Source organism: Enterococcus sp. M-BR2 (assembly GCF_056612775.1).
This window is the reverse complement of sequence record NZ_CM152743.1, coordinates 1,932,770-1,952,238: the sequence shown is the minus strand read 5'-3', so window position 1 is coordinate 1,952,238 and position 19,469 is coordinate 1,932,770. Positions and strand designations below refer to the sequence as shown.

Annotated in this window: 19 protein-coding genes and 1 other annotated feature; of the genes, 17 read left to right on the top strand and 2 right to left on the bottom strand. The window is 39.7% G+C overall.

Translation table 11 applies throughout. The features are described 5' to 3' along the window. Positions 1-9 precede the first annotated feature (9 nt). The 10 genes from AC1F25_RS09505 (at position 10) to AC1F25_RS09460 (ending at position 8,395) form a co-directional block, all read left to right on the top strand. Positions 10-1,167 (top strand): PIN/TRAM domain-containing protein, encoded by a 1,158-nt coding sequence (locus AC1F25_RS09505; RefSeq protein WP_002287448.1) that lies wholly within the window; start codon positions 10-12, stop codon positions 1,165-1,167. Positions 1,168-1,336: 169 nt separating this feature from the next. Further along, positions 1,337-2,797 carry a glutamate--tRNA ligase gene (gltX, locus tag AC1F25_RS09500; protein ID WP_002293095.1) on the top strand — a complete coding sequence of 487 codons (1,461 nt, stop codon included), beginning with the start codon at positions 1,337-1,339 and terminating at the stop codon, positions 2,795-2,797. Continuing rightward, positions 2,794-3,034: a binding site (T-box leader), on the top strand. It overlaps the preceding gene by 4 nt. 82 nt (positions 3,035-3,116) lie before the next feature. Next, positions 3,117-3,653 (top strand): serine O-acetyltransferase EpsC, encoded by a 537-nt coding sequence (gene epsC / locus AC1F25_RS09495; RefSeq protein ID WP_002293094.1) that lies wholly within the window; start codon positions 3,117-3,119, stop codon positions 3,651-3,653. Continuing rightward, on the top strand, positions 3,650-5,062 hold the full coding sequence (gene cysS, locus AC1F25_RS09490) for a cysteine--tRNA ligase (RefSeq protein WP_002310455.1): 1,413 nt from the start codon (positions 3,650-3,652) through the stop codon (positions 5,060-5,062). Before epsC ends, cysS begins: the two co-directional genes overlap by 4 nt. Further along, the gene (locus AC1F25_RS09485; protein ID WP_002316867.1) at positions 5,059-5,454 is read left to right on the top strand and encodes a Mini-ribonuclease 3; all 396 of its coding nucleotides are present in this window, start codon (positions 5,059-5,061) and stop codon (positions 5,452-5,454) included. The genes cysS and AC1F25_RS09485 overlap by 4 nt, the downstream gene beginning before the upstream one ends. After that, the gene (gene rlmB / locus AC1F25_RS09480; protein ID WP_002314322.1) at positions 5,447-6,307 is read left to right on the top strand and encodes a 23S rRNA (guanosine(2251)-2'-O)-methyltransferase RlmB; all 861 of its coding nucleotides are present in this window, start codon (positions 5,447-5,449) and stop codon (positions 6,305-6,307) included. The genes AC1F25_RS09485 and rlmB overlap by 8 nt, the downstream gene beginning before the upstream one ends. Positions 6,308-6,310: 3 nt before the next feature. After that, on the top strand, positions 6,311-6,841 hold the full coding sequence (locus AC1F25_RS09475; RefSeq protein ID WP_002293089.1) for an NYN domain-containing protein: 531 nt from the start codon (positions 6,311-6,313) through the stop codon (positions 6,839-6,841). A 76-nt stretch (positions 6,842-6,917) separates the two neighbouring features. Then, positions 6,918-7,496 carry a sigma-70 family RNA polymerase sigma factor gene (locus AC1F25_RS09470; protein WP_002310450.1) on the top strand — a complete coding sequence of 193 codons (579 nt, stop codon included), beginning with the start codon at positions 6,918-6,920 and terminating at the stop codon, positions 7,494-7,496. Positions 7,497-7,610: 114 nt separating this feature from the next. Continuing rightward, complete coding sequence (locus AC1F25_RS09465) at positions 7,611-7,856, top strand: Veg family protein (RefSeq protein WP_002287434.1); 246 nt, start codon at positions 7,611-7,613, stop codon at positions 7,854-7,856. Positions 7,857-7,948: 92 nt separating this feature from the next. Continuing rightward, the gene (locus AC1F25_RS09460) at positions 7,949-8,395 is read left to right on the top strand and encodes a GNAT family N-acetyltransferase (protein ID WP_002314324.1); all 447 of its coding nucleotides are present in this window, start codon (positions 7,949-7,951) and stop codon (positions 8,393-8,395) included. A 57-nt stretch (positions 8,396-8,452) separates the two neighbouring features. On the opposite strand, the gene mscL is transcribed toward AC1F25_RS09460, so the two are convergent. Then, a complete protein-coding gene (mscL, locus tag AC1F25_RS09455; protein WP_002314325.1) occupies positions 8,453-8,914 on the bottom strand; it encodes a large conductance mechanosensitive channel protein MscL in 462 nt (153 codons plus the stop codon). A gap of 252 nt (positions 8,915-9,166) precedes the next feature. Between mscL and yfmF the strand changes: the two genes are divergently transcribed. The 6 genes from yfmF (at position 9,167) to recA (ending at position 16,358) form a co-directional block, all read left to right on the top strand. Continuing rightward, positions 9,167-10,435, top strand: a complete 1,269-nt coding sequence (gene yfmF / locus AC1F25_RS09450) for an EF-P 5-aminopentanol modification-associated protein YfmF (protein WP_002310447.1) — start codon at positions 9,167-9,169, stop codon at positions 10,433-10,435. Further along, positions 10,428-11,714 (top strand): EF-P 5-aminopentanol modification-associated protein YfmH, encoded by a 1,287-nt coding sequence (yfmH, locus tag AC1F25_RS09445; RefSeq protein WP_123830620.1) that lies wholly within the window; start codon positions 10,428-10,430, stop codon positions 11,712-11,714. Before yfmF ends, yfmH begins: the two co-directional genes overlap by 8 nt. A 367-nt stretch (positions 11,715-12,081) precedes the next feature. After that, entirely contained in the window at positions 12,082-13,005 is a 924-nt protein-coding gene (locus tag AC1F25_RS09440; RefSeq protein WP_479994069.1) for a RodZ domain-containing protein, read from the top strand. A 207-nt stretch (positions 13,006-13,212) separates the two neighbouring features. Next, positions 13,213-13,791: a CDP-diacylglycerol--glycerol-3-phosphate 3-phosphatidyltransferase gene (gene pgsA, locus AC1F25_RS09435; RefSeq protein WP_002310442.1), complete on the top strand. Its 579-nt coding sequence runs from the start codon at positions 13,213-13,215 to the stop codon at positions 13,789-13,791. A gap of 170 nt (positions 13,792-13,961) precedes the next feature. After that, positions 13,962-15,203: a competence/damage-inducible protein A gene (locus AC1F25_RS09430; RefSeq protein ID WP_479994068.1), complete on the top strand. Its 1,242-nt coding sequence runs from the start codon at positions 13,962-13,964 to the stop codon at positions 15,201-15,203. A gap of 108 nt (positions 15,204-15,311) precedes the next feature. Beyond that, entirely contained in the window at positions 15,312-16,358 is a 1,047-nt protein-coding gene (gene recA / locus AC1F25_RS09425) for a recombinase RecA (protein ID WP_002310440.1), read from the top strand. A 78-nt stretch (positions 16,359-16,436) separates the two neighbouring features. Here recA and AC1F25_RS09420 read toward each other — a convergent pair whose 3' ends face one another. Next, positions 16,437-17,396, bottom strand: coding sequence for an IS30-like element IS6770 family transposase (locus tag AC1F25_RS09420; protein ID WP_479994067.1), 960 nt, complete (start codon positions 17,394-17,396; stop codon positions 16,437-16,439). Positions 17,397-17,844: 448 nt separating this feature from the next. Here AC1F25_RS09420 and rny point away from each other — a divergent pair, with 448 nt between their 5' ends. Further along, on the top strand, positions 17,845-19,401 hold the full coding sequence (rny, locus tag AC1F25_RS09415; RefSeq protein ID WP_002287336.1) for a ribonuclease Y: 1,557 nt from the start codon (positions 17,845-17,847) through the stop codon (positions 19,399-19,401). Positions 19,402-19,469: the final 68 nt, after the last annotated feature.

The following is a 19,469-nucleotide window of genomic DNA, read 5'->3' as shown; positions in this document are numbered from 1 at the left end:
GGAAAAACGATGCAAAAACGTGTCATTACGTTGCTGATGATCATTGTCGGCGCAAGCTTGGGTATTTCATTTTTACCCTCAGCTTGGCAGGCAATCGGTCAACAGTCAAATGGGTGGCTGAATAATACATTTACCAACAGTTTGTTAGGCGCACTTATTTTCTTTTTATTATCTTTGCTGTTGGCCAAACATATCTCAGCTATTATCAAACAAGTAGAACAAAAACTAAGCGAGGTCAGCTTGACTTATCTTCTCTTCGGTGCGATCGGTGCGATCATCGGATTGACTTTAGGCGTTGTGATCTCAACCCCTCTTTACAATATGGAAATTCCATTCGTCAATAGTGTATTGCCGATTTTACTGATGATCATCTTAGGTTATTTGGGATTGAGAATGGGAACGACACGAATCGAAGAATGGAAGAAAGTCTTTGGTTCACGAAGCAAAAAAATCGAGCAAGAAACAGCTAGCCAAGTGGAGAGCCAACTGTTAGAACGAAAATCAGGAGAAAATTTCCATAAATATAAAATCTTGGATACAAGTGTGATTATTGATGGTCGGATTTATGATATTACAAAGACTGGATTTTTAGAAGGAACCTTGATGATCCCTAATTTTGTTCTTTACGAACTACAATACATCGCGGACTCAGGGGATAGTTTGAAACGTGTGCGTGGTCGTCGCGGATTAGATATCCTAAATGCTTTGCAAAAAGAAGAAGGTATATCTGTCGAAATGTACGATGGAGACTTTGAAGATATCAGCGAAGTAGACAGCAAGTTGATCAAATTAGCCAAGCTTTTAGACGGTGTCATCGTAACCAATGACTATAACTTGAATAAAGTCTCTGAATTCCAAAATGTACCTGTTCTTAATATCAATGCGTTGGCAAATGCCGTGAAACCAGTCGTCATTCCTGGCGAAACGATGAATGTTCTAGTAGTAAAAGCCGGAACAGAACGCCAACAAGGGGTAGCCTATCTTGATGATGGCACGATGGTTGTCGTAGAAGATGGACAGCATTACATGAATGAACGTATCGAAGTTGTTGTGACAAGCGCTCTTCAAACAGCTGCTGGACGCATGATCTTTGCTAAACCTGCCCATGCAGGACGAGGGATCGACAATAAAAAAGAGACAGAGAAAAAGACAAAACAATCAAAATAAAAAAGAAATTCAGCCAACTGGTAAGGAAATTCAACCAGTTGGCTTTACTATTTACCTTAGAAAAGGTAAAATTTGTGCTGAGTGGCTTTAAATAAATGATATTTGAGAAGCCGTAACTGACGGAATTTTTACTGTTAGTCAAAGTCTAGTTTGAAAGAAGAGGAAGAAAATGACGAAAGTACGCGTACGCTATGCACCAAGTCCAACTGGGCACCTGCATATTGGAAATGCAAGAACTGCATTGTTCAATTATTTGTTTGCCCGCCACAATGATGGAGACTTTATTATTCGTATTGAGGATACTGACCAAAAACGTAATATCGAAGATGGCGAAAAAAGCCAGTTGGAAAACCTTGCTTGGTTGGGAATGGATTGGGATGAATCTCCTGAAAATCCTGGAGAATACGGCCCTTACCGTCAATCTGAACGTAAAGAAATCTATCAACCGCTGATTGATCAGCTGCTTGCTAGCAATCGAGCATACAAATGCTATTGCACAGAAGAAGAATTAGAAGCAGAACGGGAAGCACAACGCGCAAGAGGAGAAATGCCTCATTACGCAGGAACATGTGCGAACTTGACACCTGAAGAACAAGCAGAAAAAGAAGCACAAGGTCTAGAATCTGTTGTACGTTTCCGTGTGCCTCGCAATACAGAATACGCATTTACAGATATGGTAAAAGGCGCTATTTCGTTCGAATCCGATAATATCGGCGGCGACTTTGTCATCCAAAAACGCGATGGTATGCCAACCTATAACTTTGCTGTTGCGGTCGATGACCATTTGATGAAAATCACTCACGTTTTACGTGGAGATGACCATATTGCCAATACACCAAAACAACTGATGATCTATGAAGCATTTGGCTGGACGCCACCAACATTCGGACATATGACGTTGATCATCAACAGTGAAACAGGCAAAAAACTAAGCAAACGTGACGAATCAATCTTACAATTTATCGAACAATATCGCGAATTAGGTTATCTACCAGATGCAATGTTCAACTTTATTGCATTATTGGGCTGGTCACCTGTGGGCGAAGACGAAATCTTCGAACACCAAGAATTGATCAAAATGTTCGATCCAAAACGCCTAAGTAAATCACCCGCAGCTTTCGATGCGAAAAAACTGCAATGGGTAAACAACCATTACATCAAAGCAATGGATCTAGATGCATTTACTGACATGTGTCTGCCTTATCTAATCGCTGACGGACGTGTAGCAGAAAACCCAGATGAAAAGACAATCGAATGGGTGAAGAAGATCGTTAGCCTGTATCAACCTCAAATGAGCTATGCTGCAGAAATCGTTGATCTGTCTACGCTATTTTTCAATGAACATCCTGTATTGAATGAAGCAGCAAAAGAAGTACTTGCTGGCGAAACAGTTCCTACTGTTCTCCACGCATTTAAAGCACAGCTAGAACAAATGGAAGTAGTAGATGCTCCAACTGTAAAAGCTGCCATCAAAGCTGTTCAAAAAGAAACTGGCGTAAAAGGGAAAAATCTTTTCATGCCGATCCGTGTAGCTGTATCAGGACAAATGCATGGCCCAGAATTGCCTGAAACGATCGAATTGCTTGGTCGTGAGAAATCATTAGCACATTTAAATCAAGTACTGAACTAAACACGATGAACAGAAAAAAGTAAGCAGCTGATCATTACAAGAGAGATGCCGGGTGGTGCAAGGCGTCAATGAATAGTTGCCGAAATGCCTCTGGGAGTGGTCTTGGCGAAAACACAGAAAACAGGAAAAACTGTTTTACAGGAAACGAAGTAGCCAAGAACGTATAACAGGCGTTAGCTGTCAGAGATAATCGTTGATTATGAAGAAAAGTGGAACCACGCGGAAAGCGTCTTTTGATAAGGAAACTTATTTAAAAGGCGCTTCTTTTCTTTATAAGCTGTTTTCCTACATAAAATACTTACGAAAGGAGTGGAAAGTCATGAGCTGGTTTGCCCGAGCGATTGATGCAGCAAAGAGAAACGATCCGGCTGCACGTTCGACAGCGGAGATCGTTTTGACCTATCCTGGTTTTCATGCCTTGTTTTGGCATCGTTTCTCTCATTTTTTATATCAGCATCGGCTCTTTTTATTGGCGAAGATCAATGCTCAATTTTGGCGTTTCCTGACAGGTGTTGAAATCCATCCAGGAGCAACGATTGGAACAGGTGTGTTCATCGACCATGGAATGGGGATCGTCATTGGCGAAACCGCAGAAATCGAGGATGATGTGATTTTGTTCCATGGCGTAACATTAGGCGGTACGGGAAAAGAAACAGGTAAAAGACACCCAACGGTCAAACAAGGAGCCATGCTCTCTGCGAATGCGCAGATATTAGGACCGGTAACGATCGGAAAAAACGCAAAAATCGGCGCAGGTGCCGTTGTGTTGAAAGATGTTCCAGACGACGCTACAGCAGTAGGAGTACCAGCAAAAGTCGTTCGAATCAAAGGAGAAAAAGTGAGGAGATCAGAATGATAAAAATCTACAATACATTGACCAGAAAAAAAGAAGAATTCATCCCTATACAAAAGGGACATGTCGGTATGTATGTCTGCGGACCGACTGTGTATAATTATATCCATATTGGAAATGCTCGTAGCACCATTGCTTTCGATACGATTCGACGCTATTTTGAATATCGAGGCTATAAAGTCGATTTCGTATCGAATTTCACGGATGTAGACGATAAAATCATCCGTACAGCAAACGAATTAGGCATCACAGCACCAGAAGTCGCTGATCGTTTCATCCGAGCATTTGAAGAAGATACGAAAGCGTTGAATGTCGAGCCTGCTACACTTCATCCAAGAGTCATGGACCATATGCCAGATATTTTAGCATTTATTCAAGTGTTGGTTGAAAAAGGCTATGCTTATGAATCTTCAGGTGATGTGTATTACCGTACCCGTAAATTTGAAAACTATGGGAAATTAAGTGACCAATCCATCGATGAACTGGAAGTCGGCGCAAGTCAGCGTACTGGTGAAGAACAGCAGCAAAAAGAAGACCCATTAGATTTTGCTTTATGGAAACAAGCAAAACCTGGCGAGATTTCTTGGGATTCACCATGGGGCAAAGGGCGTCCCGGTTGGCACATCGAGTGTTCCGTCATGGCGACAAAACATTTAGGCGAAACGATCGATATCCATGGTGGTGGGCAAGATTTGGAATTTCCTCATCACGAAAATGAAATCGCACAAAGTGAAGCGAAAACAGGGAAAAAATTCGCTAATTACTGGATGCACAATGGCTATGTAACGATTGGCGAAGACGATGAAAAAATGAGTAAATCTCTAGGGAATTTCATCACTGTACATGAAATGATCCAAAACGTTGATCCACAAGTCTTGCGTTTCTTCATGGCGACCACACAATACCGTCGTCCGATCCGTTACAGTGAAACGACGATGAAAGAAGCAGCCACCAATTTACAACGACTGAAGAATACGTTTGACAATTTGAAATTCCGCCAAGAAACTGCCTCAGAGAATTTGGCAGATGATGCGGATAAAATCACTTTGTTAGAAAATTTGGAACAGCGATTCATCGAAGAAATGGATGATGATTTTAATGCAGCAAATGGGATCACAGTGGTCTATGAGCTTGCTAAATGGCTGAACACTTATCTAGACCAAGCGGAAGTTTCTGCCGCTGTCTTGGCACAGGGAGAAGCCTTATTCTCGCAATGGCTTTCAATCTTCGGTATTTTATTTACAGCAGAAGAATTATTGGATGAAGAGATTGAACAATTGATTGAAGAACGAAATCAAGCAAGAAGCAATCGTGATTTTGCCCGAAGCGACGAAATCCGTGATTTGTTGAAAGAAAAAGGGATCTTATTAGAAGATACACCCCAAGGAACCCGATGGAGAAGAGAAGCATGAGAGATTACACACAATTGAACGGTTTAGCCCTGGCTTACGTGGGAGATGCGATTTACGAAATCTATGTTCGTGACCACCTGATCAATCAAGGAGAAACAAAACCCAATAAGTTGCATCGTGCGGCAACGAATTATGTTTCTGCAAATGCACAAGCTTTTTTGATTCAGCAAATGCTGGAGGAACATCTTTTGACAGAAGAAGAAGAGCTTTATTATCGCAGAGGAAGAAATGCCAAAAGCCATACGAGTGCAAAAAATGCTGATGTTACGACTTACCGGGTCGCAACAGGATTCGAAGCACTGATGGGCTATCTGCATTTGACAAAACAAACCGAGCGGATGGAAGAATTGATCCGCTGGTGTATTCAGAAAGTTGGTGAAAAAAATGGGTAAAGAAAGAACAAACAAACATCAATCGAAACGTGGATTTGAAGACAAAAAACAAAATAGATATCCAAATAAAAAGCAAACTGGACGAAATCAGTCAGTTTCTGATCAAAATGAAGAAGCATTAGAAGATAATTTCGTCTTTGGACACCATGCCGCAGTAGAAGCGCTACAACAAGGGCGAGGGAATAAACTCTTTCTTCAAGAAGATTCACGAGGAGAAAAAGTAGAAGAACTGAAAGAAATCGCACGTGAGCAAGCTGTACCGGTCAAATGGGTCCCTAAACAAAAATTAGAAACTTTGAGCGATCATGGCGTGCATCAAGGAGTCGTTCTTGCGATTACACCTTATGAATATTTATCCCTTGACCAACTGATTGAACGAACAAAAGAGAAAAAAGAAGACCCCTTCTTTTTGATTTTGGATAGTATCGAAGATCCACACAATTTTGGGTCGATTTTACGGACAGCAGACGCAAGTGGCGTCGATGGTGTGATCATACCAAAACACCGAGCAGTTGGAATCACGCCTATCGTAACAAAGACTTCCACTGGTGCAGTGGAATATGTGCCTGTTGCACGTGTGACGAATTTGGTACAAGCTGTGCAACAGCTCAAAGAGACAGGATTTTGGGTATTTGGCACAGATATGACCGGCACAAACTTCCAAAAATGGAATGCCAAAGGATCCATTGCTTTAGTCATTGGTAATGAAGGCAAAGGAATGAGTCCAGGATTGAAAAAAGAAATGGATGAATTACTGACGATTCCAATGACTGGGCACGTCCAAAGTTTAAATGCCAGTGTTGCCGCTGGATTGCTGATGTATCAGGCTTTTTCCCAACGTCAGGGGGAGTAGGTCATGAAAAAACAGCTGTTGATTGTAGATGGCTACAACATGATCGGTTCGTGGCCGGAACTGGTCCAGCTTAAAAAGCAGGACAAAATGGCAGATGCAAGAGAAGCTCTTTTGCATCGTTTATCAAATTATGCGAAATATGAAGGACTGGAAGTCATCGTTGTCTTCGATGCTCAATTAGTACCGGGCATCCAACAAAATTATAGGAAATATCAGTTGGATGTTGTTTTTACGAAAGAAGATGAAACGGCTGACAGTTATATCGAAAGAATCGCTGGGCAGCTGAATGATCGTTTGACACAAGTAACAGTGGCGACAAGCGATCTAGCAGAACAGTGGATGATTTTTTCTCAGGGGGCGTTGCGGACTTCTGCTTATGAATTATATAAAACGATTAAAAAAACGGAAAAAACAATAGCCCAAGAAAATAAAGATATGCATTTTGTTGATTTCCGACGTAATTCTCCGTGGAATGAAGAGCAGTTAAAAAAATTGTCCCAAAAATTGGACGATTTAATGAGAAAAAATAAATAACATATCGTTCTAATCAGTTCGATGAATCATTGATGATAAGATTCCTCCATAAACGAATTTATGGAGGAATTATTTTATGTCTGAGGAGTTATTGCGCGCTGCACGTAATGGTGACGAAGAAGCATTTGCTGCCCTGTATCAAAAATATTTTCCACTCTTACTACGTTTGAAAAACACTTATTATTTAAGAAATTATGTTACTGAGGATTGGGAACAAGAAGCGAGGATCGCTTTATATCAGGCATTGAGAACTTACGAAAAAAGCAAAGGAGTTAGCTTTGGAAGTTATTATAAAAGTATTATAAGCAATCAAATTTATTCTTTATTGAGAAAACAGAACGCGCTGAAGCGCCGTGACCAAAAAGATGAAGTCTCGATCGACCAAAAAATAGAGACAGAAGGACCAGATTTTTTAGCAGAGATTACCTTGCAGGAACCTTTAGCGATTCAGCATCTTTTGTTAAAAGAAGCAATCGAAAATTGCGAGATCCGATTTTCAAAAAAAGAAGCACAAATTTTTCATTATTACATGCAAGGGGTTGATTTTGCGGAGATGGCTGAATGGTTGTCAATGGATCACAAGCAAGTGATGAGTGCATATGGAAGGGTAAAACTCAAAATAAAAAAACACTTGAAATTTTATAATGAGGAATAATTTAGAAAAATCTTAATGAGCTTCTTATTTATTTTTATTGCATTTCTTTTTTTTTTATGGTAAACTTGAAAATTTTAAAAATATGTGGTATAGTTGGTAGTAGAGGTGAACTGTATGCCAACAACTTTAGCTTCAATCAAGAAAGATTTAGAAGGTCGTATCGGCAGCCCAATCATGTTGGTTGCTCAGACAGGAAGAAAGCGTCAAACAGAACGCCGCGGCGTTTTAACAGAAACCTATCCTTCAGTATTCGTTGTTGACTTGGATCCTGAAGAAAATTCTTTTGAACGAGTATCTTACAGCTATTCAGATGTACTTACTCGAACAGTTGAGATCGAATTTTTAACTGAAGCAGTTTAAAAAGCAAACGAGCCTGAGATTCGTAAGGTTCGTTTGCTTTTTTGTGTATGAATCGGTATGCTAATAATAAAAAAGTAGGAGGCGTTTACTTAGTGGAATATCAGGTAAAGAAATTTGAAGAATTGTCGACAGCAGAGTTTTATGCAATCGTCAAAGAACGGATTGCAGTCTTTGTTGTGGAGCAACAGTGCCCTTATCAAGAAGTTGATGATATCGATGGACAAGCTTGGCATACGTATTTCCAAGATACTGATGGGAAGATCCTTGCCTACACGCGAGTATATGAAGAAGCAGACAGCATCCATTTTGGTCGCGTTCTTGTTCATCAAAATAACCGTAAAGACGGCTTAGGAAGAAAGATTGTCCAAGAAACGATCAACATGATCCAGAAAAAATTTCCAGAAAAACCAATTGTGATCGGTGCACAAGAATATCTACAGGCCTTTTATGAGTCTTTTGGATTCAAGGCAACCTCAGATGTGTATTTGGAAGATGATATTCCGCATATCGACATGAAAAAAGAACAGGTAACAAGTTAAGAATCTAAAAAAAGAAAGCCGACACTGAAAATCGGCTTTCTTTTTTTAGATTCTTCATTATTTAGAAGTATCTGAAAGATTTGTTTGCTCTACCGGATGCGTATTGTCTTTTGCCACTTGTTTGGCAAGAAGATCGCGTATGTCACTAAGATAATCTTCTGCAGTAGGTGCTTCTTCCACTTCTTCTTCTGCTTCTTTGGCGCGTAAATTCTTCGCACGGTTTGCCGCTTTGACAACTAAGAATAAGACAAAACCAGTAATCAGGAATGTAATGATAGCACTAATAACGTTACCAAACGCAAATGTGACACCTTTTGTCGGCGACCAGTCAAGAATTGAAAGTGCTCCTTCTAAATCAGAAGTTCCTGTGATCATAGCGACAATCCAACCAATTAGCGGAGTGATTAATCCTTGCACCACTTGGTTTACGATACTTGTAAACGCACTCCCGATAACAACACCGACAGCAAGATCCAAGACATCTCCACGCATGATGAACTCTCTGAATTCTTTTATCATGAATGACCCTCCCTTCTTTTGTATGTCTTTAGTATATCGAAAAATAAAAAATAAAAAAACGATATACGCTTTTAGCTGTCTGTCCCTTTTGATAAAAAACTTCTATGCTATACTATAAAGTGTAACATCATTTAGAAAAATCGGCGAATTGTCTGAACTTATATATATTTCAAGCAGATGCATAAGTAAAAAAGGCTGATTGTCCTACTAAAAGAGTAAGGGGCAATCATCTATGAAAAGGAGCATATAAATATGGTGTATCAATTGGCAGAAGGCGTGAATCTTCATGTCTTACCAACAAAACAATACAAAACGATTCGGATTTTTATCCGTTTTACGGCACGTCTGCAACAAGAAGTCATTACAAAACGTTCACTACTCAGCAGTATGTTGGAAACAAATAGTTTGAATTATCCGGATCAGACAAAGTTAAGTGCGAAACTTGCTGAGCTTTATGGTGCAAGCTTCGGACTATCAGTAAGAAAAAAAGGGAACTTGCATTGGCTAAACGCAGGAATCAGCTTTGTGAACGGCGAATATGTCAATGATCCTAACCTTTTCTCTCAAGCGGTGGATTTTTTAAAAGAGGTTTTATTTTATCCAAATATCAAAAATCAACAGTTTGATCAGTTGACGTTTGACTTGGAAAAGAACAATCTGCGTCTCTATTTGGAAAGTTTGAAGGAAGATAAACAAACTTTTGCTTCCTATGCACTGCAAGAACTTTATTTTGAAAACAGCCCGGAACAAAAAATCCCAAGTTTAGGCGTAGTGGAAGAACTAGACAAAATCACTGCTCGCTCACTAGCGGCTTACTATCAAGAAATGATGGCGAACGATCAAATTGACATTTTTGTTGTCGGCGATGTTGATCCGGACAAAGCAGCCGAAGCTGTTGGGCAATTACCATTTGAGCCGCGTGAAACAGCTCATCCAGAATTGTTTTATACTCAGCCTCAAGTGAATATCGTCAAGGAACGACAAGTCCGTGAGCCAATCGTTCAAGCAAAGCTGAATCTAGCTTATCAGACAAATGTGTATTATGATGAGCCAGAACGTTTTGCGCTAATGGTCTTCAACGGTTTATTTGGCGGGTTTCCTCACTCCAAACTGTTCATGAATGTGAGAGAGAAAGAAAGTCTAGCTTATTATGCCTCTAGCAGCGTGGATACATTCCGAGGGTTCATGAGTGTCCAGACTGGTATCGACGAAAAAAACCGAAATCAAGTACTTCGCCTGATTCACGAGCAATTAGAAAGTTTGCGAAACGGTGAAATAACAGATTTGGAACTAGCTCAGACAAAAGCGATGCTAAGAAACCAATACCTGCTTTCTCTAGACTCTCCGCAAGCGGCAATCGAAGCTTCTTTTTTGGACAGCTGGCTGCCGGAAACAAAATTATCTGATGAAGAATGGTTGAAACGTATGGAGAGTGTAACGATCAAAGAGATACAACAAGTAGCTGAGCAAATCGAATTGCAAGCAATCTTCTTTTTAGCAGGAGGAAATGCAAATGAATAAAACAGAATATGAGCAAATCAATGAAACGCTTTATCATGAAGTACTGCCAAACGGTTTGACCGTGTATTTGTTACCTAAAAACGACTATCACAAGACATATGGTTTGTTCAGTACGAATTATGGTTCGATCGATAACGAATTTATTCCTTATGGTGAAAAAGAAAAAGTGAAAGTCCCAGATGGCATCGCTCATTTCTTAGAACACAAGCTGTTTGAAAAAGAAGACGGTGATGTCTTTCAATTATTTGGACAGCAAGGTGCTTCCGCTAATGCTTTCACGAGTTTCACGAAAACTAGTTACCTGTTCTCTACGACTGATCAGGTAGAAAAGAATCTGACGACCCTGATCGACTTTGTACAAGCACCTTACTTTACAGAAGAAACTGTAAACAAGGAGAAAGGAATCATTGGTCAGGAAATCCAAATGTATGAAGACGACCCTAACTGGCGGATGTTTTTTGGTATCCTAAATAACTTGTATCCTACACACCCGTTGCATATCGATATTGCGGGCACGGTTGAAAGTATCGACAAAATCACAGCTCAAGATTTGTATACGTGCTATCGGACGTTTTATCAGCCAAGCAATATGGTTTTATTTGTAGTTGGTAAGATGGAGCCTGAGAAATTGATGAAACTTATTCGGGAAAACCAAGAAGAAAAAAATTTCCCGCCAAAGCAAGAAATTGTACGTTATTTCCCAGAAAACACAAAAGAAATCATCAAACAAAGTGCATTGGAAGCAGCCATTACACGAAATAAATTTGTACTTGGTATTAAAGGATTAGACACATTGCCGCAAGAAGGAACAGAACTACTACGTTATAAAACAGCTATTAATCTGTTGTTCCAAATGATTTTAGGTAATACTTCTCGAAACTATTTAGCTATGTACAATCAAGGAATTATCGATGACAGCTTTGGTTTTGAATTCAGCTTGGATCGTGAATTTCACTTTGCGGACTTCAGCGGAGATACGGATGAACCAGAGAAAGCAGCAGAAAAAATCAAAGAAATCATTCTTGGATTCGCTGATGATCCTGAAGTGTCAGAAATGAATCTCGATTTGCTGAAGAAGAAAATGCTTGGACAGTATTTCCAATCATTGAATTCAATCGAATATATTGCTAATCAATTTACGCAAAGTTTATTTGGTGATCGAACATTATTTGATCTTCCTGAAATCATCGATTCGATCCAAATGAAAGACGTACTGGCAGCTGGAGAAGCATTTATAAGTGAAGAGGCCTTCAGTGAGTTTTATATGAGACCAAAATAAACCAGTGTTTTATGGAGAAAAGTCTTAAATTTCGTTTTAGACTTGTAGCAAGAACCTCCTCCAAAACCAGCTTTTATGGTATTCTTAGATGTGTTGGAAATATTAATGAGAAAATAAAACAAATCATGCTCTCTTTTAATCAACTTATATTAAAATAAAATTAAACGAAGTAATCAAAGAGGCTGTGACAGAAGTGGTCAGCTTCAAGAAATAAGAAGGAATTGACGAAAATTGCTTCTCAAATTTTTGTGAAATTTCGGCTTATTGCCGAAGAAGCTACTTCTGGAACGCCGTTTATACGGAAAAAGGAGCTGTGACATGACTTTTGTCACAGCCCCAAACATAACGTCTTTCGTTGCAACAGCAGATGCTTCGGAGAATCAAACAGACTGGAGAAGATGAACGAGTGGCTTTTGAAACCATCGGAGAAAAATTACGGCAAGCACGCCTGAATAAAAAGATATCTTTAGATGAATTACAGCAGATTACAAAAATTCAAAAACGTTATTTGGAAGCAATCGACAATGATGATTTTGATCAATTGCCTGGTAAGTTTTACGTACGGGCGTTTATTAGGCAATACGCTGAAGCTGTAGGAGAAGATGGAGACCATTTAGTCGATGTTTTTGATGGAAAAAGCAAATTGACAGGATCGGTCCCTGAACGTCCGCATCCTGAAACAGTAAGTACTTCCAGAAAAGCAATACATCAAGAAGAATCGCATCCAAGTCGTTTTTGGACAAGTCTTCCTGTCATTTTATTAGGATTGGTCGCTTTGGCAATCGTCGTTGTCGTAGGCTATATGACTTGGCAAGATCGTCAAGCTGATCCAATAATCGGCGATACAGCTTCTTCGCTCAAAGTAGAAGGATCAGTTGAGGAGTCCTCTTCCTCAGAGCAAAGCACGCAGACCCAAGAGTCTTCTACAGTAGAGTCAACAACAGAATCAAGTGAAGAAAAGAAAATGGCAATAGCTGCAGGAGAGGATTCCGGCAGTGCCATCGCAGTAAATATTACAGATGCTACCAAGCCTGTCACTCTTGAGTTTACCGCTGTTAATCGTGTGTGGATCGGTGTACTAGTAGACAATGCTTATGTTTATCAAGGAACACTGGCAGCAAATGAAACACAAAGTACCGTGTTACCGGAAACAGCGGCCAATGCGACCATTACGATCGGTGCAGCAAGCAATGCGACGATCAAAGCGAATGGAGAATCCGTACCAGTTAATCCAGGGGAAAACAATCAGAGTCCTAAAAATGTGAACCTGACTCTCCAATACGCAGAGTGATCGTACAAATGAGTTTATTCATCTATTTACTTGTGGCATAAAAAAGAAGGATCGTGACAAATCTGTGTCGCGGTCCTTCTTCATTATTTTCAAAAGATCAGTTTCAATAAAAATGCTCCGTTGAATAAATTCGTTTGGAAAAGTAAATAATATCGGTGGAAACTTCGCGGATAGTCACGTAGAATAGGGAAGAAAGGAGTCGATAATGTGAATTTACCAAATAAATTAACTGTACTTAGAATTTGTATGATCCCGATTTTCATTTTGGTTGTAGGATTACCGTTAGATTGGGGACAACTTAACGTAGGGGACACCACACTGGCTGTCACGCAGCTAGTAGGCGCAGTTATTTTTGCATTAGCCAGCATCACAGACTGGTTAGACGGAAAAATTGCCCGTGCACGAGGTCTTGTCACTAACTTTGGCAAATTTGCGGACCCACTGGCAGATAAAATGCTAGTTATGACCGCTTTTATCATGTTGGTTGACCAAGGAAAGGCCCCAGGTTGGGTAGTCGCGATTATTGTCTGCCGCGAATTAGCCGTCACAGGCTTACGTTTACTACTTGTCGAACATGGAGAAGTCATGGCTGCTGCTTGGCCGGGAAAAGTCAAGACGGCTACACAAATGGTTGCTATTATCTTGCTGTTTATCAATAATATCCCATTCAATCTGATTAGTATTCCAGTAGACCAAATCATGCTCTATGCTTGTCTGATTTTTACTATCTATTCAGGTGCGGATTACTTCATCAAAAATAGCGGCGTGTTCAAAGGATCAATGTAGGTCTTGTTTTATGGATGGTCAGATTCGTCGGTTCTTGATAAAGTGAAAATAATTTGATCATATAATGAAAAAAGAACTGGGGAGAGGCTGGTCCATGGATCAGCCTTGCCCTCTTTTTAAATTAAAAAATATATAAGTACAGCGTATACTATATAAGGGAGCGGGAAGTAATGAAAGCAGAAATAATAGCTGTCGGAACAGAACTTTTACTAGGACAAGTCGTGAATACGAATGCCACTTTCTTGTCAGAACAGCTAGCTGATCTAGGTATCGAAGTTTATTATCAGACCGTCGTAGGAGATAATCAGCAGCGTTTAGAAGAGTTGATTGCTCTAGCTGAAACAAGAAGTGAACTCATACTCTTATGTGGCGGATTAGGGCCGACAGAAGATGATCTGACAAAAGAAGCAACTGCGGCTCACCTCGGTAAGTCTCTCATACAAAATACGGAAGGATACAAAAAATTATTGGCATATTTTGAAACAACCCATCGAAAAATGACCAAAAACAATCTGCAACAGTCTCAAATCATCGAAGGTGGGGTTCCTCTACCAAATCGTACAGGGCTTGCTTTAGGGACTTTTTATCAAACAGATACACATGCATATATCCTTCTTCCCGGTCCGCCTAATGAGTTGAAACCAATGTTTGTGGAACAAGTACGTCCTTTACTAGAGGAACGTTTTCCTTCTGAAGAAAAACTGATTTCTAAAGTTTTGCGCTTTTATGGGATTGGTGAATCGCGACTGGTCACTGAACTAAAAGATCTAATCGAGACACAGATTAATCCAACAATCGCTCCTTATGCCAAACCAAATGAAGTGACATTGCGTCTAACAGTAAAAACAAAGGATGTTCAGGAAGGAAATCAAGCTCTTTTAGCATTGGAAGAAAAGATTCAAGAACGAGTAGGAGAATATTTTTATGGATATGGCGATGATAATTCGTTAGCAAAAGTCGTAGTGGAACTGCTGAAAGAAAACAAGCAGACTGTGACAGCGGCGGAAAGCTTGACAGCCGGTGCCTTCCAAGCCGCATTGGGCGATATTGCTGGTGTATCTGAAGTATTTCCAGGCGGCTTTGTTACCTACTCGCTCCAAACAAAAGCTGGTTTTCTGGAGATTGATCCGGAGCTATTAGCAGAATATGGAACAGTCAGCAAAGAATGTGTGGAGCAGATGGCCATTCAAGCACGTGAGATAGCAAGAACAGATTACAGTGTAGCTTTCACCGGAGTGGCTGGACCGGACACATTAGAAGGTCACCCTGCAGGAACAGTATGGATCGCTATTTCATCTAAAGATGGCGTGGTTTCAGAAAAATATCATTTTGCCAGAGACCGTGCGGCTATCAGATATAATACGGTTATGCAAGGATTTGATCTTTTGAGAAAACAGCTTTTAAGAAAATGATAAATGCGAATATTTGTTCGGTTTTTTCTTGCTTTTTATTACTAAAAACGATATGATAAGGATAATGAAATGTTGCTCTGATTTGTAAATATAAGGAGGATTATCGTATTGGCAGATGATCGTAAAGCAGCCTTAGATGCTGCATTGAAAAAAATTGAAAAGAGCTATGGTAAAGGCTCTATTATGAAATTGGGCGAAAAAATCGACCAACAAATCTCTACAATTCCAAGTGGCTCTCTTGCGTTAGATGTCGCTTTAGGTGTCGGCGGTTATCCCCGTGGACGTATTATCGAAGTATACGGACCTGAAAGTTCAGGTAAAACAACAGTGGCGCTACACGCTATTGCAGAAGTACAAAAAAATGGCGGAACGGCCGCTTTCATTGATGCTGAGCATGCGTTAGATCCGCAATATGCACAAAAATTAGGTGTGAATATCGATGAACTACTTCTTTCACAGCCTGATACAGGAGAACAAGGTCTGGAGATCGCTGATGCTTTAGTATCAAGTGGAGCTGTAGACATCGTAGTAGTCGATTCAGTTGCCGCTTTAGTTCCACGAGCAGAAATCGACGGCGAAATGGGTGACTCACATGTCGGGTTACAAGCACGTTTGATGTCTCAAGCATTGCGTAAACTCTCTGGTTCGATCAACAAAACAAAAACAATCGCTATTTTCATCAACCAAATCCGTGAAAAAGTAGGCGTAATGTTTGGGAATCCAGAAATCACTCCTGGAGGACGCGCATTGAAATTCTACGCAACGATCCGTTTAGAAGTACGTCGTGCAGAACAATTGAAACAAGGTACAGATATTGTTGGTAACCGTACAAAGATCAAAGTCGTAAAAAACAAAGTAGCACCTCCTTTCAAAATCGCTGAAGTAGATGTCATGTATGGTTTAGGGATCTCACAAGAAGGAGAACTTCTAGATATGGCAGTAGAAAAAGACATCGTTGATAAAAGCGGTGCTTGGTATTCTTATAAAGAAGATCGGATTGGTCAAGGACGGGAAAATGCTAAAATCTATATGGCTAATCATCCTGAAATGATGGCAGAAGTTTCTGCTCTAGTTAGAGCAGCTTATGGCATTGGTGAAGAAGTGGCTGTCCCAGAAGATACAAAAGGACAAGAAGAATTGCCTTTAGAAGAATAAAAATCATGATAAACAAAAACGGCTGGTCTGAAGAGTAGATACTCTCCTTGATCTGCCGTTTTTTTATTGTATGATTTGTCAAATTAAGCTAGAATAAAATGCTTCTTGTACATAGCTCAAAAATATTTCGATTGGTGTTCTGTAATTCAATGATTTTCTTGGAATATGATTACGTTGATTGCTGACACTGGAAATAAATGTCTGATTCACTTCTCTAAAATCCATTGATTTCGGCAGTCCATTACGACGCAGAATCCCGTTAGAATTTTCGTTTAATGGGCGTTGAGAAGGTGTTCCAGGGTCCGCAAAATATATATCAATATCATGTTGGTTACTAATGGCTTTCCAGTTAGAAAATTCTTTTCCACAGTCAAACGTAATAGATTTAAAGAAGTTTTTAGGGAAGCGAGAAAACCATTGATTAAGGGCAGTTTCAATATCTAATGCCTTACGGCCGTTGGGTTTAATCGTGATAATGACTTTAGATAATCTTTCAACTAAAGTAATGACGGCACTTTTATGATGAATGCCAACGATCGCATCACCTTCAAGGTGACCAAACTCAGAATTGAAATCAGGATAATTATCAGGTCGATCATGGATTGAGCGCTGATACTGTTGTTTTCCCCGTTTTTCCTGATGGCCATTGGGTTTTCTTTTACCTTTCATCGGTAGTGTGTCAATATCAAATATTCCTTTAGAAAATAAACGATAAAGTGTTCTCATACCGCATGAAACAGGCCTTTCTTTTCGCCCGATAATGACGTCAGGCGTCCAACCAAGAGTGACTTTCTCTTTAATGTAATCTACTTCATGAGCAGGTAATTGAATGACTTTTCTACCACATTTTTTCTTATTTTCTTTATACTGGTGCCAATAATCAAGAGCAGTCTTGCCTTGCTTGAACTTATTGACTACATTATAAATAGTTTGTATAGCACGTCCCATTCGGTTAGCGATTTCAACCGGCTTATTATGTTGAAGATAATATGATTCTATCATTGTCAGTTCGTCTATGGTAAGATGTTTGTAGGTCATTTATGGTTACACTCCTTTGTTTTCTTTCGTCGGAAATACAATTTGAGTGTACCATAAATGCCTTTTTATTTTTCTAACTTAATTTTACAATTCGCGTTGAATAAAGAACAAAGAAATCTTGAGTTATTTAATCATACGAGTAGCTACATAAAATAAAAAATATCTATTCGACTACAAAAAGTAATTTAGTGAAAAAGTTTCTCAACTTAAAGGTTTACTTATATGAAACTAGTGTCATTTATTCTAAAAACCACCGTTTAATGAATGAACGGAAAGCCGTTTCTTTGTTTATTTAAAGTTGACACTACGGGGTACAAACATTAGAATAAAGTTGTGCATGTTTTTTGTACACATATATGCGAAGATGCATATTGACAAGTTTAGAATAATTTATCATAGAAGCTGTATAGATGATAAAAATGAAAAAGATAGTATGGAGGTGGATTTTATGGTATTCAACATTCTCCTCGCTATCATCGGTTTAATTGTCGGTCTTGGTTTAGGGTTTATGGTCGCAAAGTCACGTCACGAGAAAGAAATAGCTGGTGCACAATCATCAGCTGCTGGGATCATCGATAGTGCAAAGAAAGAAGCAGAAACTCTAAAAAAAGAAGCATTGTTAGAAGCTAAGGAAGAAAATCAGAAATACCGTTCTGAAGTTGAAAGTGAGCTGAGAGAAAGTAAGTTAGAATTAAAATCTCAAGAGAATCGTTTGATTCAACGCGAACAAACGCTGAATCGTAAAGATGACTCGTTAGAAAAACGCGAGAACTCACTTGAAAGTAAAGAAGAAGCACTTAGTTCAAAACAGCAATTAATTGAAGAGCGAGAAAAAGACGTTGAAAAAATGATTGAAGATCAACAAAAAGAACTAGAAAAAATTGCTGGTTTATCAAAAGAGGACGCACGAGATGTCATCATGAAATCGACTGAAGAAGAGCTGAATCATGAGTTAACTCTAATGGTAAAAGAATCTGAACAGCGTGCCAAAGAAGAAGCAGATCGCAAAGCAAAAAACTTATTATCATTAGCGATTCAACGCTGCGCAGCAGATCAAGTTTCAGAAACGACTGTTTCAGTCGTTACCCTTCCGAATGATGAAATGAAAGGTCGTATCATTGGACGAGAAGGTCGTAATATTCGAACGCTTGAGACGCTGACTGGTATCGATTTGATCATCGATGACACACCTGAAGCAGTTGTTCTTTCCGGATTTGATCCAATCCGAAGAGAAATCGCACGAATGACCTTGGAAAAACTGATACAAGATGGACGAATCCATCCAGCACGAATCGAAGAAATGGTCGAGAAATCTCGTAAAGAAATGGATGAACGTATTCGTGAATACGGGGAAGAAGCAGCATTTGAAGTCGGTGCCCATACACTTCATCCAGATCTAATCAAGATCATCGGACGTCTGAGATTCAGAACTAGTTACGGACAAAACGTCTTGAAGCATTCGGTCGAAGTTGCAAAATTAGCTGGTATCTTAGCAGCAGAACTTGGCGAAGATATCCAATTAGCAAAACGTGCCGGGTTGCTTCATGATATTGGAAAAGCACTTGACCATGAGATTGAAGGATCTCACGTTGAGATCGGTGCGGAATTAGCTGCCAAGTACAAAGAAAACCCAGTAGTAATCAACGCAATCGCTTCTCACCATGGCGATGTGGAAGCGACTTCTGTTATCTCTGTCCTTGTAGCTGCAGCAGACGCGCTTTCAGCAGCAAGACCTGGTGCGCGAAGTGAATCATTGGAAAACTACATCCGTCGTTTAAGAAGTCTGGAAAATATTTCGAACAGCTTCGCCGGTGTAGAATCAAGTTACGCAGTTCAAGCTGGACGCGAAGTTCGGGTAATGGTCAAACCAGAAGAAATCTCGGATCTGGACGCTGTTCGTTTAGTACGCGATATCCGTAAACGAATCGAAGAAGAGCTGGATTATCCTGGACATATCAAAGTAATCGTTATTCGGGAAACTCGCGCAACTGATTATGCTAAATAAGAGTAAACACAAAAGAAGAGTCGCGGCAAAAGCCGCAGCTCTTCTTTTTTTGTAAGGTACGAAAAAAC